General features: G+C 66.2%; 18 protein-coding genes and 1 riboswitch. Of the genes, 4 read left to right on the top strand and 14 right to left on the bottom strand.

The window, feature by feature from the left end:
- Positions 1 to 428: 428 nt before the first annotated feature.
- Positions 429 to 635 carry a hypothetical protein gene (locus BHD08_RS00945; RefSeq protein WP_125020498.1) on the top strand — a complete coding sequence of 69 codons (207 nt, stop codon included), beginning with the start codon at positions 429 to 431 and terminating at the stop codon, positions 633 to 635.
- A gap of 21 nt (positions 636 to 656) precedes the next feature.
- On the opposite strand, the gene BHD08_RS00940 is transcribed toward BHD08_RS00945, so the two are convergent.
- The 4 genes from BHD08_RS00940 to BHD08_RS00925 are packed head-to-tail and all read right to left on the bottom strand — an operon-like array spanning position 657 to position 3,018.
- Positions 657 to 1,118, bottom strand: a complete 462-nt coding sequence (locus BHD08_RS00940; protein ID WP_125020497.1) for a DoxX family protein — start codon at positions 1,116 to 1,118, stop codon at positions 657 to 659.
- A gap of 10 nt (positions 1,119 to 1,128) precedes the next feature.
- Positions 1,129 to 1,905, bottom strand: a complete 777-nt coding sequence (locus BHD08_RS00935; RefSeq protein ID WP_125020496.1) for a DNA-binding domain-containing protein — start codon at positions 1,903 to 1,905, stop codon at positions 1,129 to 1,131.
- Entirely contained in the window at positions 1,902 to 2,729 is an 828-nt protein-coding gene (locus tag BHD08_RS00930) for a DUF692 domain-containing protein (protein ID WP_125020495.1), read from the bottom strand. The genes BHD08_RS00935 and BHD08_RS00930 overlap by 4 nt, the downstream gene beginning before the upstream one ends.
- Positions 2,730 to 2,745: 16 nt before the next feature.
- A complete protein-coding gene (locus tag BHD08_RS00925) occupies positions 2,746 to 3,018 on the bottom strand; it encodes a DUF2282 domain-containing protein (RefSeq protein WP_125020494.1) in 273 nt (90 codons plus the stop codon).
- A gap of 191 nt (positions 3,019 to 3,209) precedes the next feature.
- Here BHD08_RS00925 and BHD08_RS00920 point away from each other — a divergent pair, with 191 nt between their 5' ends.
- From BHD08_RS00920 to BHD08_RS00910, 3 genes are read left to right on the top strand one after another with little or no spacing between them, the layout of a single operon-like run.
- Positions 3,210 to 3,779, top strand: coding sequence for a sigma-70 family RNA polymerase sigma factor (locus BHD08_RS00920; RefSeq protein WP_125020493.1), 570 nt, complete (start codon positions 3,210 to 3,212; stop codon positions 3,777 to 3,779).
- Entirely contained in the window at positions 3,776 to 4,417 is a 642-nt protein-coding gene (locus BHD08_RS00915; protein WP_125020492.1) for a DUF1109 domain-containing protein, read from the top strand. Before BHD08_RS00920 ends, BHD08_RS00915 begins: the two co-directional genes overlap by 4 nt.
- A 58-nt stretch (positions 4,418 to 4,475) precedes the next feature.
- Positions 4,476 to 5,393 (top strand): LysR substrate-binding domain-containing protein, encoded by a 918-nt coding sequence (locus BHD08_RS00910; protein ID WP_125020491.1) that lies wholly within the window; start codon positions 4,476 to 4,478, stop codon positions 5,391 to 5,393.
- A 331-nt stretch (positions 5,394 to 5,724) separates the two neighbouring features.
- Here the strand turns inward: BHD08_RS00910 and BHD08_RS00905 are convergent, their stop codons facing one another.
- From BHD08_RS00905 to mdcA, 10 genes are all read right to left on the bottom strand, one after another.
- Positions 5,725 to 6,984, bottom strand: a complete 1,260-nt coding sequence (locus BHD08_RS00905) for a D-amino acid dehydrogenase (RefSeq protein WP_125020490.1) — start codon at positions 6,982 to 6,984, stop codon at positions 5,725 to 5,727.
- Positions 6,985 to 7,144: 160 nt separating this feature from the next.
- Positions 7,145 to 7,232, bottom strand: a riboswitch (glycine riboswitch).
- A gap of 188 nt (positions 7,233 to 7,420) precedes the next feature.
- Entirely contained in the window at positions 7,421 to 8,185 is a 765-nt protein-coding gene (gene madM / locus BHD08_RS00900) for a malonate transporter subunit MadM (RefSeq protein ID WP_125020489.1), read from the bottom strand.
- 5 nt (positions 8,186 to 8,190) lie between these two features.
- Complete coding sequence (gene madL, locus BHD08_RS00895) at positions 8,191 to 8,613, bottom strand: malonate transporter subunit MadL (RefSeq protein WP_125020488.1); 423 nt, start codon at positions 8,611 to 8,613, stop codon at positions 8,191 to 8,193.
- Between the two features lie 124 nt (positions 8,614 to 8,737).
- Complete coding sequence (mdcH, locus tag BHD08_RS00890) at positions 8,738 to 9,664, bottom strand: malonate decarboxylase subunit epsilon (RefSeq protein WP_125020487.1); 927 nt, start codon at positions 9,662 to 9,664, stop codon at positions 8,738 to 8,740.
- Positions 9,661 to 10,278 carry a malonate decarboxylase holo-ACP synthase gene (locus tag BHD08_RS00885; protein WP_125020486.1) on the bottom strand — a complete coding sequence of 206 codons (618 nt, stop codon included), beginning with the start codon at positions 10,276 to 10,278 and terminating at the stop codon, positions 9,661 to 9,663. The genes mdcH and BHD08_RS00885 overlap by 4 nt, the downstream gene beginning before the upstream one ends.
- Positions 10,279 to 10,350: 72 nt before the next feature.
- A complete protein-coding gene (gene mdcE, locus BHD08_RS00880; protein WP_125020485.1) occupies positions 10,351 to 11,136 on the bottom strand; it encodes a biotin-independent malonate decarboxylase subunit gamma in 786 nt (261 codons plus the stop codon).
- Positions 11,133 to 11,999 carry a biotin-independent malonate decarboxylase subunit beta gene (locus tag BHD08_RS00875; RefSeq protein WP_125020484.1) on the bottom strand — a complete coding sequence of 289 codons (867 nt, stop codon included), beginning with the start codon at positions 11,997 to 11,999 and terminating at the stop codon, positions 11,133 to 11,135. The genes mdcE and BHD08_RS00875 overlap by 4 nt, the downstream gene beginning before the upstream one ends.
- Complete coding sequence (locus BHD08_RS00870) at positions 11,992 to 12,291, bottom strand: malonate decarboxylase subunit delta (RefSeq protein ID WP_015275131.1); 300 nt, start codon at positions 12,289 to 12,291, stop codon at positions 11,992 to 11,994. The genes BHD08_RS00875 and BHD08_RS00870 overlap by 8 nt, the downstream gene beginning before the upstream one ends.
- A gap of 2 nt (positions 12,292 to 12,293) precedes the next feature.
- On the bottom strand, positions 12,294 to 13,169 hold the full coding sequence (locus BHD08_RS00865; protein WP_125020483.1) for a triphosphoribosyl-dephospho-CoA synthase: 876 nt from the start codon (positions 13,167 to 13,169) through the stop codon (positions 12,294 to 12,296).
- Complete coding sequence (gene mdcA, locus BHD08_RS00860) at positions 13,169 to 14,836, bottom strand: malonate decarboxylase subunit alpha (RefSeq protein ID WP_125020482.1); 1,668 nt, start codon at positions 14,834 to 14,836, stop codon at positions 13,169 to 13,171. Before mdcA ends, BHD08_RS00865 begins: the two co-directional genes overlap by 1 nt.
- Between the last annotated feature and the right edge of the window lie 98 nt (positions 14,837 to 14,934).

The raw sequence follows: 14,934 nt of genomic DNA, 5'->3' as shown, positions 1-14,934 counted from the left end.
GCTGCCCAATGTCAAGTGGGAATCCTATAGTCCGTTTGATACCTTCTGCCGAATGCACCGATATAGTTTTCTTTACGCATTCGGTGTGACTCGACCAAAGGTAAGCCGCCCTATAACTGCTTGGCTTTACTTCACCTGCATAACACTTACCGTGTACTGGATCAGTATGTTTATCGGCTTCCTTCGTCATCAATTCGATATAAATATTATCTCCTGATTGCAAACTGCATTCGATTGCAATCCTTTTTGGCCTACAAATAAGCCAACTGGCAATGAGCGGGATGTAGTGGTGTTGTCACCACCGCTCACTAACCGTTCGGCAGAGAAAAGCGCTCGGGCGATGAACGGGCAGGGATTAAGCCTTTCAAAGTGACAAAATGACATCACAGCTGCGGGGTGCAGCTCTTCCGATGATCAGAGTCACTTTCATGTCCGCCAATCGCCGCTATTCCATCATCCTCGAACACACCGGCCAGGTCCTGCTCGAGCAGGCCTCGCTTGAGCAGGTCGAGGCGTTCTGGGACGCCAATGATGCCCTTTACTTCGGCCTGCACATCGAAGATGCGCAGAGCGATCACGCTCGCGTGTTCGTCACCGATGAGATTCCCGAAGATGAGGACGTCGTGCCTGCCTGACGTGGCGATTCAAGGCCGGCGCTAGCGAATTCCCCACAGGTGATCGAGCGAGAGCCGGCCGGCGCCACGCCCTATCAGCAGTAGCAGCAGCGCCGCCCAGCTCAAATGGGTCGACCAGGCGTCGGGGTAGACGAACAGCTGGATCACCAGTGTCATCAGCAACAGCGCCAGCGCCGACAGCCGCGTGAATAGGCCAAGCACGAGCAACAGCGGGAACAGGTGCTCTGCGTAGGTCGCCAGGTGCGCCGCGATAGGCGGCGGTAGCAAAGGCAATGCGTATTCGCTGCGAAACAGCTCGAACGTGCCCGGGGTGATGTCCAACACGCCGCTCACCTTGGTGCGCCCGGAGAGCAGGAAGATCGCCGCGATGGCCAAGCGTGCCAGCAGATGCAGCAGCGAATCGCCGAGCAATTGCTGCATCCGCTGCGCGACCCCGTTCCATTGTTGACGCAAACGCAGCGGCAGGTTGTGCATGACGTTCATGTCAGCTTCCTCATGTGGATGGCGTCGTCGGCGCCAAAGCGGCGAACGCGCCTGCCGCCAGCAGCCGGCCTAGCAGGTCGTTGAAGTCGAGCTCCGGCTGGACCGCCAGCGCGTGTTCCGAGGCCTGCTGCAGCGAGCGGCCAGCGGCACAGGCGTCGAGAAAGGCACAGCCGCCGCGTTCGAGTGGCTGCCAGCCGATGCAGCTGGCGCTTCGGCTCAGCAGTGCTCCTTCGCCCTGCCAGACCAGCGTCGTCGGCACCTCGCGCTGCTCGCGGGTGCAACTCCAGATGCTGTACACCGGCAGCTCGGCGAACCACCGCCAGCGCAGCGCCGCGCGCGGCACCAGGGCCTGCCGGGCCAGCTGCTGCGGGGTTTGTGTCGCCAGGGCAGCGAGCGCAAGGACCGGTTGCTCCACGGCGCTGAATACCTCGAGCCAGAGCCGGTCCAGCTGCGCAACGCCGCCGAGATAGGGCAGCGCTCGCGCCGGCTCGAAACCCTGCAGAAACGCAGAAAAATCCTCCCCGTATTCAAGCAACGGGCCTCCGCGCGGCGGCTCCGCGCGCGCGTACAGCGCCGCAGCGGCGGCGAACCACTCATCCCCCACCAGTCGTTCGACAGAAGGGAAATTGGCGCGCAGCGCATCAACGCAGCCCTTGAGCAGCGTATTGCGGTACACCGCAAATCCAGGCTGCGCGGCCAGCGCAGCGACCTCGCCCGCCGCACTGCCGGGCGCGCCGGTCAGCGCCGCGACGAAGGCATCCTGAAATGCCGCCAGCGAGCCGCTCATTGCCAGCCCCCCACGTCATCGAGCGTCTGCTGGGCACGAGCGCGCTCGTCCATTAGCGTCTCGAAAGCCGGCAGCTGGTCGTCGCGCTCGATCAACGTCGGGCGCGGGCCGATACGCTCGATCAGTTGCCGATAGAGCGCCCAGACCGCCGCGTCCACCGGCGCATCGTGGGAGTCGATCAGCAGCGAAGACGCGTCATCCCGGCTGTGCCCGGCCAGGTGGATCTCCATGATCGGCGCGGCCGGAAAACGCCGCAGGTAGGCAGCCGCATCGAAACCCAGGTTGTGTGCGCTGACCTGCACGTTGTTGACGTCCAGCAGCAGGCCGCAGCCGGTGCGCTGGCTGAGTTCGGCGAGAAAGTCGATCTCGTCCCACTCATGTTGCTCGAAGCGCAAATAGTGGCTGGGATTCTCGATGGCGATGCGCTGCCCAAGCACCTCCTGGGTCCACTCGATGTTCGCCGCGATTCGTCTCAAAGCCGCCGTCGTCCGTGGAAATGGCAGCAGGTCGGGATGGTAGTTGCCGCGCCAGCTCGACCAGGCCAGGTGTTCGGAGATCAGCGCCGGCCGCACACGCTCGGCCAGCGCCTTGAGTCGCTGCAGGTGCGTCTCGTCCGGTGCACAGTCGGCAGCCAGCGACAGCGACACACCATGCAGCGACAGCGGGTGCCGTGCCCCCACCGCCTCCAGCCAGTCGAGCCGCGGGCCACCGCCGACCATGTAGTTTTCCGGATGGACCTCGAACCACAGCCCCTCCGCCACGCTGGCACAGGCGTCCGCGTAATGCTCGGGTTTCAGCCCTAGTCCTGCTCCGAGGATCTGCATGGCCGGCACGCTAGGCTCAGCGCTCGACCGGCGTCAGCGAGCCCATTCCCTTGGGCGTCTCGATCGAGGTGCAGGTACCAGCGGGCACCAGTTTCCAGGCGTTGCCCTGGTAATCGCGCTTGGAACTGCCGGCGCAGCTGGTGCCGGCACCAGCCTTGCAATCGTTCTGTCCGGCCAGCGCGACGCCGTAACATTTTTCCATGTCGCCTTTGTCGCTTTCGCCTGCCTGAGCGCCCACGGCGATCGAAGCCAGGGCAATAGCGGCAGCCGCAAGGTTGAGAGCCTTCATGTTGGATTCTCCGCAATCGTTGAGTGGCCATCGGCGAATCTGCAGATGGCTCGTGAGGTAATTCGCTGCGTCAGTCGTGGTGGTTACAGCCAGCGAAAAATTATTTTGAGATTTTCTCGCGACGTCCCTACCGTGACCCTGGCCGACGGGCGGCGGACATTTCGCGGTTCCACCTGTAACCAGAGCAGCCGATGGAACGAACTACCTCTCAGGAGACACTCCAGGCCCGCGAGAACGAGCTGCGCGCGCTGCTGCTGCGCGGGCTCGATGGCGATGCGAGGGCCTATCGGGCATTCCTTGATCAGCTCGGCGGCCATCTGCGCGGTTTTCTGCGTCGCCGCCTGTCGCAGTCGAGCGAGCTGGAAGACGTTCTGCAGGAGGTACTGCTGGCGGTGCACAATGCGCGGCAGACCTATCGCGCTGAGCAGCCGCTGACGGTCTGGGTGCAGGCGATCTGTCGCTACAAGCTGGCCGACCACTACCGCACCCGTGGCCGTCAGGCCGCGCAGACGGACTGGCTGGATGAGGCCGACGAGTTGCTCGCCGTACAGGACAACGCGCAGGCCGAGGCCCGCCGTGACTTGGGCAAGCTGCTAGAGCAGCTGCCGCCACGCCAGCGGTTACCCATCGTTCACGTCAAACTGGAGGGCCGCTCGGTGGAAGAAACTGCGCGTCTGACTGGGCTTTCCAGCTCGGCGATCAAGGTCGGCATCCATCGCGGGCTCAAGGCCCTGGCGGCGAAGATTCGAGGTGGCGCATGAAAACCGATGACCTGATTGCCCTGCTCGCCAGCGAGGTTGCGCCGGTAGACCGGCACGTCGTCGCCAAGCGCTTCGCCACGGCGCTGCTGTGCGGCCTGGCCGTCGCGCTGTTGCTGATCGTGACCGCTTATGGCATTCGCGCCGACCTGGCGGTGATCGCCACCACGCCGCTGTTCTGGGCCAAGCTGGCACTGCCGGCGACCCTGTTCTTCGGTGCGCTGTTGCTGACCACACGACTGGCGCGCCCCGGCACGCGGGTGGGTCACAGCTGGGCGCTGCTGGCGGCACCGGTGGTGATCGTCTGGGTCGCCGCACTGACGATTCTGATTACCGCCCCGGCCGACGCACGCATGCCGCTGCTGCTCGGCAACACCTGGCGCGAGTGCCTGGCGAACATCGCGCTGCTGTCGATCCCCGCGTTCATCGCCGCGTTCTGGGCGTTGCGCGGGCTGGCACCGACACGCCCGCATCTGGCCGGCGGCGCTGCCGGTCTGCTCGCTGGCAGCGTCGCTGCGCTCGCCTACAGCCTGCACTGCCCGGAGATGGCGGTGCCGTTCTGGGCGCTCTGGTACCTGCTCGGCATGTTGCTGCCCGGCGTGCTCGGCGCCCTGCTCGGGCCGCGCCTGCTGCGCTGGTGAGGCGCCGCAGTGCGCGCCCGTCCGGCATAATCGTCGACCCGCCCGCGGAGCAACGGCCATGCAGATCGACGAAGAACTGACCCTGAAGAAGCTGGAAGTGTTTCTGGCCTTCATGCGCAGCGGCAATCTGGGCAAGGCCGCGGTGGAGCTGAACACCAGCAACGTCAGTGTGCACCGCGCCATCCATTCCTTGGAAAGCGCGCTGCGCTGCCCACTGTTCAAGCATGAGGGGCGCAACCTGATTCCGCTGGAAAGCGCCTATGTGCTGGAAGAGCGCGCCCAGCAGCTGGTCAAGGACGTGCTCGAGACGGTGCGCCAGACCCGAGAGGCGGCCGGTTTCTCGGCCGAGCGCTTCAAGCTCGGCGCGCTGTATTCGCTGACGGTGAAGACCGTGCCGCAGCTGATCATGGGTCTGAAACTGCGCCGCAGCGAACTCAACATCGACCTGATCCTCGGCTCCAACGTCGACCTGCTCTACAAGCTGAAGAACATGGAGCTGGACGCCATTCTGGTGTCGCTCAACGAAAGCGTGGCCGACCCGGACTGCGCCCAGGTGCAGCTGTTTTCCGACGACATCTTCCTCGCCGCGCCGGCCGACTCGCCCTTCGCCAATCAGAGCGAGGTGGACCTCAGCGACCTGCGCGACGCCACCTTCATCACCCTGTCGCAGGGCTTCGCCACCCACCAGGACGGCAACCGGGTGTTCCAGCTGGCGGGCTTCGAGCCGCAGGTGGCGATGCAGGTAAACGACATCTTCACCCTGCTCAGCATGGTCAATTCCGGGGTCGGCTACGCGCTGCTGCCGGGGCGCGTGGGCATGGTCTACGAATCGCGGGTGCGGCTGATCCCGCTGCAGGCGCGTTATCACTTGCAACAGCATATCGGCGTGGTGTTCCTCAAGGCCAAGGAGCGCGACCCCAACCTGCTGGCGCTGCTCGCCGAATGCCGGATGTACAGCCTGAAACACCCGAGCTGAAGCGGTGTAGGGAAATCCGCGCAGCGGCTTTCCACGCATCGGCATATGGCCAGACGGGCCGGGATGATCGTCGCAGCAGTGGTGGAAGAGGCTTCGCCGTCTTCCACCCTACGACCTCTGTGTTTGGCGCAACGTAGGGTGGATAACGCGAAGCTTATCCACGCAGTCTTTTACGCCGCCGGATTGCATGCGCCCAAGCCTCACGCGGACACTAACGGCACGCCGGAACGCAGATGCCTGCGCCTCGCGTGAAGCTGCCCATGGCACTGCGCCGATCTGGCACGCAGCGGTGGAAGAGGCTTCGCCGTCTTCCACCCTACGGCCGACTGCGTTATGCGACGGCTGTCTGCCCGGACGTTACCGGTGCCGGGCGGCCCAGACCTTGCGCCACAACGTTACCGATCATGTCCGCGGTGATCGCACTCAGCGTCCAGCCCAGGTGGCCGTGACCGGTGTTGTAGAACACACATGGCGCGCTGCCGCGGCCGACCTTGGGCATCATGTTCGGCATCATCGGCCGCAGGCCGGCCCAGGGCACCACGCTGCGGGTGTTAACGCCGGGGAAGCACTGGTTGACCCAGTCCACCAGCGGACGGATGCGATCGGCACGGATGTCGCGGTTGTAGCCATTGAACTCCGCGGTGCCGGCGACACGGAAACGATCATCACCGAGGCGGCTGCTGACCAGCTTGGTTTCGTCGTCGAGCAGGCTGACGATAGGTGCAGAGGCGCGACTGACTTCGTCGGTCAGGTTGACGGTGATTGAGTAACCCTTGACCGGATAGATGTTCACCCGGTCGCCGAGCTGCGCGGCCAGTGCACGGCTGGCAGTGCCGGCGCAGATCACCAGGCCGTCGAACTCCAGGCGCTCGCCACCGGCAGCGCCACCCAGCGTCACGGTCGCGCGCTTGCCGTCAGTGGCCACCGCCTGCACGTCCTCGCCATACAGACAACGCACGCCGAGTCGCTCGATCGCCATAGCCAAGCCATGGGTGAACTTGTGGATGTCGCCGGTGGAGTCGCACTCGGTAAAGTAGCCACCGTAATAGGTGCCGGCCAGGGTCGGCTCGATGGCACGCATTTCCTCCGGCGTCACGCTGCGCCGAGGTAGGCCGCCTTCGGCGAGCAGGCGTGAGACCAGCCCCGCATGCTCGAAGCCGGCCTTGTCGCGGTAGATGTGCAGGATGCCCTTCTTCTTCAGGTCGAAGTCGATGCCTTCGGCCTCGGCCCAGGCAAACAGGTGCTCGCGCGCGGCGATGGCCAGGCGTGCGGTCTCAACGGTGTTCTGCCGATAATTGGGAATCGAGCCGATGAACTCGGCGAACCAGGAGAGCTTGTGCCAGCTGGGCTTGGGATTGACCAGCAGCGGCGCATCGCTCTTGAGCATCCACTTGAGACCCTTGACGATGGTCGACCAGTGGTTCCAGACCTCGGCATTGGAGGCCGACAGCTGGCCGCCGTTGGCGAAGGAGGTTTCCATCGCCGCGTAGCGGTGCTTTTCCAGCAGGGTGACCGAGAAGCCGCGCTTGGCCAGGGCATAGGCGGTGGTGACGCCGGTGATACCGCCACCGATGACTGCGATTGTTTTCATTGTTGTCGCTCCAGAACGTCAAGGGGGTCATAGCCCGTGCGCCCAACGCGCGGCGGGCGCCCCCTCTGTTCTGGACCTGAGAGATTCACGAGCGCGTGACGGCTCGCTTGCTCCTTCGGTGCGCCCGGCGACGAAAACCGGGCGGCTCTTCAGAGTTTCAGCAGTGATAGCGGTCCTTTTGCCTGAGAGTTTCCGGGGCGGTTGCTCCTTCGGCGCTGCCTAGCGGCAGTCTCTCCCGCAATCACATCGATTCGCGTCAGCGCCAGTTGCGGCATTCTGTCGCGATTCGAAGCCTACCCTGCCAGAAAATGCCAGCGCTGTAACCCCCACGTTTGGATGACGCGGACGGGAGGCTCGTGGCATCCATCGAACGCGCTGCGGAACAGCGCTCGCCTGGAGCGGCAGGGCCGGGCCCGGCCGCTCACCGGCGCAACGGTTAGCCCAACAACCCGCGCATCACGAAGAACAGCAGCGACGGGCCAAGCAGGCAGCCCAGTGCGGTATAGAACGCGGCCGTCAGACAGCCGTAGGGCACCAGCTTCGGATCGGTGGCCGCCAGACCGCCGGCAACACCACTGGAGGTGCCGATCAAGCCGCCGAAGATCACCGCCGAACGCGGGTTGTTCAGCCCGATGTAGGGCGCGACGAAGGGCGTGGCGACCATCACCACGATCGCCTTGACCAGGCCGGCAGCGATGGACAGCGCCATCACTTCCGAGCTGGCGCCGATCGCCGCGCCGGTGACCGGGCCGACGATGTAGGTCACCGCGCCCGTGCCGATGGTGGTCAGGCTTACCGCATCGGTGTAGCCGAACGCCATGGCCACCGCCACGCCCGCTACGAACGAGGCGAGCACACCGATGAACAGCGCCAGCACGCCGACCATGCCGGCCCGTTTGAGCTCGTCGACACTGACACCGAAGCCGGTGGCGACGATGGCGAAGTCACGCAGCATGGCTCCGCCAAGCAGGCCAATGCCGGAGAACAGCGCGATATCCACCAGGCCCTTCTGCCCGCCGGTTACCACGCCACCGATGTACGACAGCAACAGACCGATGAGGATGGCCACCGCCGATCCATGCAGGCGACCCTTGGTGAGCTTGTCCGACAGCCAGTAGGAGATCCACATGGTTGCGCCGATGATGGCGAAGCCGCTGATCAGGCCGTAGCCGCTGATCACTTTCATGAGCGATTCGTACATGGCCGTTACCCCCGTGTGCTGCTGGTGAGCGGCTTGGCTGGATCAGCCGGCAGTGTCGGGTCGGCCTCAAGCTTTTTTCGGCCAATCCGGTCCAGTACCGGGACCAGCATGAAGGCCAGCGCGACGGCCGCGACGCCGGCAAGAATCGCCATTGGCCCGCCGGCAAGAGCGCCGTAGACGTTCTGTTGCGCGGCCATGGCGACCACGATCGGGATGTACACGGCGCTCCAGAACTTGATGCCCTGCTCCGACTCCGGATTGAACAGGCCGCGCTTCTTCAGATAGCTGCCGATGAGGATCAGCAGCACCATGGCGATACCCACGCCGCCGACGTTGGCCGGCACGCCGATCGCCTTGCCGAGCAACTCGCCGACGAAGATGCCGGTGAGGGTACACAGGGCCAGAAAGGCCACACCAAAGATGATCATTGTTATTGTCCTTTTGGTTGCGCTGCAGCCTGCAGAGGGCTGGGCGCGTGTTGTCGAGTTAGTTGTTTTTATCCATCGATCAGTCGGCGAGTTAAGGCTGGCTCGCGCTGAATGTGCACGCGGTCTATCGGCTCTGGCTGCCCTCCTGACGCAGCAAGGCGTCCAGTGTGTCGAGCCGGGCGCCGTCGAAGGCGACCAGCGTACCCTGTTCAAAAACCCGCCGCGCCAGCCCGGTCAGCACCGAGCCGGGGGGCAGTTCGATATGCAAACGCACGCCGCGCTCGTAGGCGGTGCGCAGGGTGCCGTGCCAGTCGACGACGCGGCACATGTTGAAGGTCAGGTCGTCGCGCAGGCGTTCGGCGTCGAACACCGGCCGCGCGGACGAGCCACTGAGATAGCGAATGCGCGGCGCACGCAGGTTGATCTTGGCGAAAGCCTCGGCGAGCTGCGTTGCCGGCGCCTGCAGCAGCGCGCAATGCGACGGCACGCTCATCGCCAGGCGCCGCGCGCAGGATGCGCCGAGCGCTTTGGCCTGAGCAGCGACCGCGGCCATGGCGGCATCGCTGCCGGCAATGACGAGCTGGTTTTCGGCATTGATATTGGCCAGGTAGGCCGGCCCCTCGGCTTCGGCCAGCAGCGCCTCCACCGCGCCCAGCGACAGGCCGAGGATCGCCGTCATGCCGAAGCCTTCGGGATAGGCCTGCTGCATCAGCTCGCCACGCAGGGCGACCAGCCGCAGGGCATCGGCGTAATCCAGCGACTCGGCGACCACCGCCGCGGCGTAGGCACCGATGGACAGCCCGGCCACGTAGTCCGGCCGCTGGCCATCGCGCATCAGCAGGCGCGCCCCGGCGACCCCGGCGATCAGCAGGCAGAGCTGCACGGCACGGGTCGATTGCAACGCCTCGGCCGAGTCGAGCAGCAGCGCATCCTCGCCGAGCACCGCACTGGCCTCGGCCAGGGTCGCGGCGACTTCCGGCGACTCGGGCAGACGCTGCAACATCCCGGGCTTCTGCGCGCCCTGGCCGGGAAAGGCGAACAGGCTGCTCATGCCGCACGCTCCGCGGCCCAAGGATCGGTTACCAGGCGCGGCCCGCCGGCGGTCTTGACCAGCACCCGCATGGCGTCACCGGCCCATTCCCTGAGCGCCACACCACCGAGCGGGGTTTCCAGCTGCAGGTCGACGCGGCAGGCGCGGCGTTCGAGCAGCTGCAACAGCGGGCGCGCCTCGCTGCGTGGCAGCGGGCGCTCGGCTCTGAGCAGCAGATCCAGATCGCTGTCCGGGTGCGCCGCCGACAAGCCGGTGGCGAGCTGGAAGCCGGCCGAGCCGGTGACACCCCAGGCATGGCCGAGGGCATCGAGCAAGGGGCGCAGTTCGGCGAGCCCGCGGAACACCGGCAGGTCTTCGCTGGCGCGACGATCGAGCAGCTGCTCCGGTGTCAGCCGATGGCTGATCGCCTCGACCGGCATCAGCGCGGCCAGGCGCTGGTCTCGCGTGGCCCCGCGCAGGCCGACCGCCACCTGCCCTGGCGCGACGACGGCACGCCGCACCACCACTGGCTGGCCAGCGGCGAGCACAGCGACCGCCCAGGCGGGCGCATCGGCCGGCAGCTGCTCGGGACGCATGCCCCAGAGCAGGTCGTGGGGGCGTGGAGTGTCGTGCATCTACAGCCTCCTTGTGATTGTTGTTGTCGAGTCGCTGACGGGTTCGGCGGATACGCCCGCTTCAGGTGTCCGCTACCACTGCGCGCGCAACAGCTCGCGCACCCGCGACGACGCTTCGCGATTCGGCGCGCCGAGGCGGCCGCGCAGGTCGCTGCTGCTGCCGATGTCCGCGACGGCCTTGTTCAGGCAGTCACGCACACGCTGCAGGTCGGCCGCCGCGGGCTGCTCGATGCTGTCCACGGCGAGGGTTTCCCAGAGCAGGCCGAGGGTCGCGTAGTTGTCGATGTCGTAGGCCATGGGCGGCACCGATTCGGCCAGGGCTTCCAGCTCCTCGACGCTGCGCAGGGTGATGCGCGCCGCTGCGGCCTTGCCCATGGCGTGCACCATCACGCCCGGATCGCGCAGGGCGATGATCCGCTGGGCCTGATAGCCGTGGGCGAGAAAGGCGCCGGACATGGCCTTGCCCACCAACAGTGCGATCACCGGATGCCCGGCCAGCCGCGCACGGGCATAGCCGTCCACCGCACCGGCCAGCGCCTGATGAATGCCCAGCGCTTCTTCACGACGGCCGTAGGCCTGGCTCGGCACATCGACCACCGCGACCAGCACACGCCTGTCGGCCCTGTCGCGATCGGCGGCGATCACCTCGTCCAGCGCCTGGCCCAACGCCCAGCCTTCGAGCAGACCGACTTCGCCGTTGCGGGCACGCGGGAAGGGATTCTCGGCATCCGGCACCACGGCGATATAGCGGGCGGTGCGCTCACCGAGCGTGCCGTCGACCACCTTCACCGAGGCCGGATAGCCGGCCTGCGCCTGACCGCCGGCCAAGGCTTGCAACCAGTTCAGTCCACGGTTCATTGGGCATCTCCTTCATAGAGGGCACGCACGGCGGCGGCATCGAGCTGCGTGCGGGTATCGACATCGGCCAGGCGCTGGAGGAACCAGGCGTGGCGGCGGCTGCGCGGTTGCACCGGCTTGCCGAGGGCGAACAGTTCGTGCAGCTGCGCACGGATGGCGTCGGTGTCGTCGGCGACATAGGCGTCCACCAGACCCGAGGCGTAGCGCTGCTCGCCACCGGTCAGGCTCCAGATGAACGGGCGGTCGCGGGAGTCGTACTCGTCGAGGCCGGCTTCCTGCTCGATCACCTGCGGGCCGTTGAGACCGACGCGGGCCTCACGGGTAACGACCAGGTAGCTGCACAGCCCGGCGGCAATCGACATGCCGCCAAAGCAGCCGACCGAACCGGCGACCACGCCGATCACCGGCTGGTACTCGCGCAGCTCGACAATGGCGGCCTGGATCTCGGCGATGGCCGCCAGGCCGAGGTTGGCTTCCTGCAGACGCACGCCGCCGGTTTCCAACAACAGTACGGCACGGGTCGGGATGCCGTTGCGGTTGTCTTCGGCAGCCAGTTCCAGCGCGCCGGCGATCTTCGCGCCGCCGACCTCGCCCATGCTGCCGCCCTGGAAGGCGCCTTCGATGGCGGCGATCACCGCCGGCTGGCCGTCAATGCTGCCCTTGGCCACCACCACGCCGTCGTCGGCCTGGGTGACGATGCCCTGCTTCGGCAGCCAGGGCGAGGTGACGCGGTCGAACGGATCGAGCAGTTCGCGGAAGCTGCCTTCATCCAGCAGCGCGCGAGCGCGCTGGCGGGCGCCGAGTTCGACGAAGCTGCGCGACTCGAGTAAACGGGCCACGGTGTTAGCGGACACATCAGTCATGGCCGACCTCCTCCAGTCCCTGCTCCAGGCGCAGACGCACGACGCCCGGTGTGGCCCCAAAATCGTGAATATCGATGTTCAGTGCCGGCAGGTTCTGCTCGCGGAACATCCGCTCGAACAGATTCTTCCAGCGCTGCTCGGCGCCATTGACCGAGGTGACCACCTGGATCGCCAGCTTGCCGGCCTGGCCGGGTTCCAGCAGCACTTCCAGATCGCCCGAGCCGACCACGCCGACCAGGGCCTTGCCGCGGGCGGGTTGCCCGGCGGCGAATTCGAAAGACAGGGTTTCCATGTTCAGTTGCTCCCAGTCGGCGCCGGCGCATGCGGCGCCAGACGGTCGAGGAAAAGGGTGGCGGCAAGCAGGTCGGCGGCACCGCCCGGCGAGGCGTTGAGGGCGAGCATGTCGCGATCGAGCAGGCGCAGCTGGCGGCGACCGGCGAGGCTGGCGGCACCACCGGCTTCGAGTACGGCGCGGGCACCGACCTGCATGCGGGTCAGCCCTTCAAGACCAGCGCGATGCAGCACGCAGGTGTCGCTCAGACTGCTCATGATCGCCAGCAGCGCATCGAGCCTGGCGTTCTGCTCCCCGGCACCGGCACGGCGACTGGCCAGGAGCTGCGGCAAACCGTGCTCGATGACCGCGGGAAAGCCGTATTGGGCCTGTTCGCGCGCGCCGAGTACGCCGTAGCGACGGCAGACCCGCGCGCCGTGGCTGTCCGGATTGTGCGGCGCGGCCGGATCGTCCAGCCGCGCCAGGGCGGCGGCGCTTGCAGCGATTCGATCGGCCGCCGCGCCGCTTTCCAGCATGGCCGCTGCGCTGAGCAGCCCCAGCGCCCAGATCGCGCCGCGATGGGTATTCACGCCGTTGGTGACGCGCAGCATTTCCGCTTCGCCGTCGCGACCCAGTTGGCCGAGAGATTCACGCAGCGCCTGGCTGACCTGGCCCTCGGCTCGCGCCGCATCGGCCATGGCGGCGAAGGCCGGCCACAGCGACTGCGCCGAGGCGTGCATCAGACCCAGATGCAGATCGTCGTGCGCGCCGTTGCCACGCCGGTCGACCAGCCCCGGCTTGGGCGACAGGTCGGCCTCGTCGATCAGCGCCTGCACCGCCAGGTCTGCCAGGCGCTCGGCCAGTGTCGGCTGCGCCTGTCTTGCAATGAGTGCGCTCATCACCAGCTCCTGAACTTGGCAGGCGGGTTGTAGAGGCCGCCGGACCAGTCGACCAGTTCGGCGATGCTCTTGGCGGCGAGCAATTCACGAGACGCGTCATTGCGGCGGATGCCGAGGTCTTCCGGCAGCGCGATCAGCCCTTCGCGGCGCATGCGCTCGGTGTCCTTCGGGTTGTGCCGCAGGCCGATGCTGGTAACGCCGGCCACCGCGGCGATCATCGCCTGGCGCTCTTCCAGCGAGCGCGCCTTGTACAGGTAGGCGATGCCTTCCTCGGTGAGCAGGTGGGTGACGTCGTCGCCGTAGATCATGATCGGCGCCAGCGGCATGCCGCTCTTCTTCGCCACCTCGATGGCGTCGAGCTGCTCGACAAAGGTGGGTTTGCCGCCTTCCTGGAAGGTCTCGACCATCTGCACCACGAGCTTCTTGCCGCGCTCGAGCATGGTCACCGGGGCCTCGCCGCCGGGCATGGCCATATCCAGCCAGGCCGGGGTCGGATGGCGGCGACCGCGTGGGTCGTGGCCCATGTTCGGCGCACCGCCGAAGCCCGCCAGGCGGCCACGGGTCACGGTGGAGGAATGCCCATCACCATCGACCTGCAGGGTGGCACCGATAAACAGGTCCACGGCGTACTGCCCGGCCAGCTGGCACATCATGCGGTTGGAGCGCATCGAGCCATCGCGACCGGTGAAGAACACGTCCGGGCGCTGGGCGATGTAGTTCTCCATGCCCAGCTCGGTGCCGAAGCAGTGCACGCTTTCCACCCAGCCGGTCTCGATCGCCGGGATCAGCGTCGGGTGCGGGTTGAGCGTCCAGTTGCGGCAGATCTTGCCTTTCAGGCCCAGCGACTCACCGTAGGTCGGCAGGATCAGCTCGATGGCGGCGGTGTTGAAGCCGATACCGTGGTTGAGCGACTGCACGTTGTGTTTTTCGTAGATGCCGCGGATCGCCATCATCGCCATCAGCACGTGCACGGGTTTGATGTGGCGCGGGTCGCGAGTGAACAGCGGCTCGATGTAGAACGGCTTGTCGGCGACGACGACGAAATCCACCCAGCTGGCCGGGATGTCCACGCGCGGCAGCTCGTCGACGATCTCGTTGACCTGGAAGATCACGATGCCATCGCTGAACGCGGTCGGTTCGACCAGCGCCGGGGTGTCTTCAGTGCTCGGGCCGGTGTAGATGTTGCCGTGGCGGTCGGCCTGGAAGCCGGCCACCAGCGCGACGTTGGGGATCAGGTCCACCAAGAGGCGCGAATAGAGTTCGATGTAGGTGTGGATGGCGCCGACTTCGAGCAGGCCGTCTTCGAGCAGCTGGCTGATGCGCAGGCTCTGCGGGCCGGCGAAGGAGAAGTCGAGCTTGCGGGCGATCTGCCGCTCGAACAGATCCAGGTGCTCGGCGCGGCTGACGCTCGGCATGATCATGTGCAGGTCGTGCAGCTTGCCGGGGTCGGCCTTGGCCAGGGAGCGGGAGAGGAAGTCCGCCTGCTTCTGGTTGTTGCCCTCGAGGACCACGCGATCACCGGGGGCGATCAGCAGTTCCAGGGCCTCGACGATCCGCTCGCTGGGCAGCACCACGCCATCGGCGAGGCTGCGCACCTGGTCGAGACGACGGGCTTTTTCAGCGCGACGACGCGACCACTGCGGCGGTGGGGAGATTGTTGTTGTCATGGCGACTCCACAGTTTTTCCGCTTGTGGAGCGCACAGTAGGGATGTGACCGAAGGGTCATCAATCAAGCAGCGGACGCAATCGTTACGTTTGGGTTAA

Source organism: Pseudomonas sp. SCT, from assembly GCF_003864275.1.
Taxonomy (GTDB): Bacteria; Pseudomonadota; Gammaproteobacteria; order Pseudomonadales; family Pseudomonadaceae; genus Stutzerimonas; species Stutzerimonas stutzeri_AE.
This window is presented reverse-complemented; position numbering and strand designations above follow the sequence as displayed.